This window comes from Micromonospora sp. NPDC049799 (assembly GCF_040656655.1).
Taxonomy (GTDB): Bacteria; Actinomycetota; Actinomycetes; order Mycobacteriales; family Micromonosporaceae; genus Micromonospora.
The window spans coordinates 1-2,138 of record NZ_JBFAMU010000694.1; the positions used below are offsets into that span (position 1 = coordinate 1).

At 73.4% G+C, this 2,138-nt stretch carries 1 protein-coding gene; it reads right to left on the minus strand.

Going from position 1 to position 2,138, the window contains the following annotated elements:
* Positions 1–123: 123 nt before the first annotated feature.
* Entirely contained in the window at positions 124–1,524 is a 1,401-nt protein-coding gene (locus AB0I76_RS28385; RefSeq protein ID WP_357041747.1) for a class I adenylate-forming enzyme family protein, read from the minus strand.
* Positions 1,525–2,138: the final 614 nt, after the last annotated feature.

The following is a 2,138-nucleotide window of genomic DNA, read 5'->3' on the forward strand; positions in this document are numbered from 1 at the left end:
GCCGGCCCGTCCGGACGTACGGGTCGGGCATCCCCGGGTGCAGGGGGCGCTGGTGCTCGCGGTGGCGGTGGTCGGTGCGGAGGACGGGGTCGACGTCGTCGTCGAGGCGGTGCAGGGGACCGGTCACCGGGTGGCCGCCGTCCGCAGCGCGTCGACCGAGCGGACCAGCTTGCCGGTGGTGGTGCGGGGCAGCTGATCGAGCAGGTGCAGGGTGCGGGGGCGCTTGTAGCCGGCCAGCCGCTCGGCGAGCAGCTTGTCCAGCACCTCCTCGGACAGCGGCCCGTCCGGCTGCACGTACGCGGTGATCCCGCCGTCCCAGACCACGACGGCGGTGGCGACCCCGGGCAGGTCGGCGACGGTCGTCTCCACCTCGGTCAGGTCGACCTTCATGCCGCCCACCGACACCTGGGAGTCGAGCCGGCCGCGCACGGTGACCAGGCCGGTGGCCTCGTCGACGCTGCCGGCGTCGCGGGTGTGCAGCCAGCCGTCGGACCACCGGGTCGGGTCGGTGAGCCCCACGTACGGCGACGACGGGCAGCTGACCCGCAGTTCACCGGCGACCTCGCGCACCTCGATGCCGGGCGCGGGCGCGATCGACGGGCGGTGCCGCCCATGCAGGTCGGTGCCGATGACGCCGACCTCGGTCATTCCGTACATGTTGCCCAGCGGTACGCCGAACCGGTCGGTGAAGGCGCGGGCCACGGCGGCCGGGACCAGTTCCCCGCCGGTGGTCATGCGCTTGAACTGCGGCAGCGGGCCGGCCGGGCGGGTGGCGGTGACAAGTCCGATGTGGAACGGCACGCCGAGCACGGTCGCCGGGGTGTCGGCGGCGGCGATGGCCGCCAGCACGGCGTCGCCGCTGAGCCGCTCCGGCGGGACCAGTTCCACCCCGGCGTGCAGGCCGTAGAGCAGACCGCCGACCAGGCCGAGCACGTGCACCATCGAGGGCAGCAGGACGATCCGCTCGCCGGGCAGGGCCACCCCGTCGATGCGGGTGTAGCGGTGCACCTCGGCGACCAGGTCGGCCGCCGTCCGGCCGATCACCTTCGACGGACCGGTCGAGCCGGAGCTGAGTTGGATCACCGCGTGTCCGCTGACGGCGGGGCGGTCGGCGTACGGGGTGACGCCCTCGGTCACGTCGACGAAGACCCGCAGGGCGCCACCCCCGGTGCGGACCGGGGCGACGACCACCTGCGGGGTGAGACGCTCCAGGGCGCGGTCCACCTCGTGGTCGGTGAGCCGGTGGTCGAGCAGGATCGCCTGCGCCCCGGTGCGCCACGTCGCGAGCAGGTTCACCACGTACGCCAGCGAGGGCGGCATGCGCAGCGCAGCGGCCCCGCCGGAGCGTAGTCCGGCGGCGGTCAGGCGCTCCTGCGCGGCACTCACCAGCCGGCGAAGGGTCGCCCGGTCCACCGGCTCAGGCAAACTGAGACAAACATCGGCCGAACGCCCGGTGAACAACACTTCGTCAACCCACCCGGGGTCTGTCGCCTTAGGATCTTCGGTCGACGAGTGCGTCACCACTACCGCTCACCGCCCAGCATGAATGAGGGCGAATCCGCCCATAAGAAGCTTCTTTCGGGGTGCTGCGGGGAACCCTACGACAGCCGTCAGATCCATTGCTAGATGCAAATGGCTAGATCAGAAAGGGCGGCCGGCCGGATTGTCGCGGCTCGATCCGGCGGGCAGGATCAGGCGCGTACGCCGGCTTCGCGACACCGCCGGATGCCCCCTCGTGCGTCCGGCGCGGCCCGGATGCCGACCGTCGCCGCGGACTCGGCCGTTTTCCGGGGAGCGTGGCCGTTCGTCCGTGGCGTGGCGTGGACCGATCGTCCGCCGGGCGGCGACTGGCGCCTCGACGTCCCGGCCGGCGTCGAGGTCGGTACCTCACACGCGCGCTGTCGAGCTGCCCCACCGGTGCGACCACCAACGGCGCCCCGACGCGGCACCGCAGGGCACCACCGGCATGACGAAGGCGAGCGCCCGGGGCGCGGCGGAAGGCGGTCCGATGGATGGGGCAGCTCGACAGGGCGCGAAGCCACACAGCCCCAGGCATGAGGCAGCTCGACAGGGGACGCGGCGGCAGGGCCGGGCAGGGCGTTTCCGGAACGCCGGCCTCGAACCCGCGCCGCCGCGCC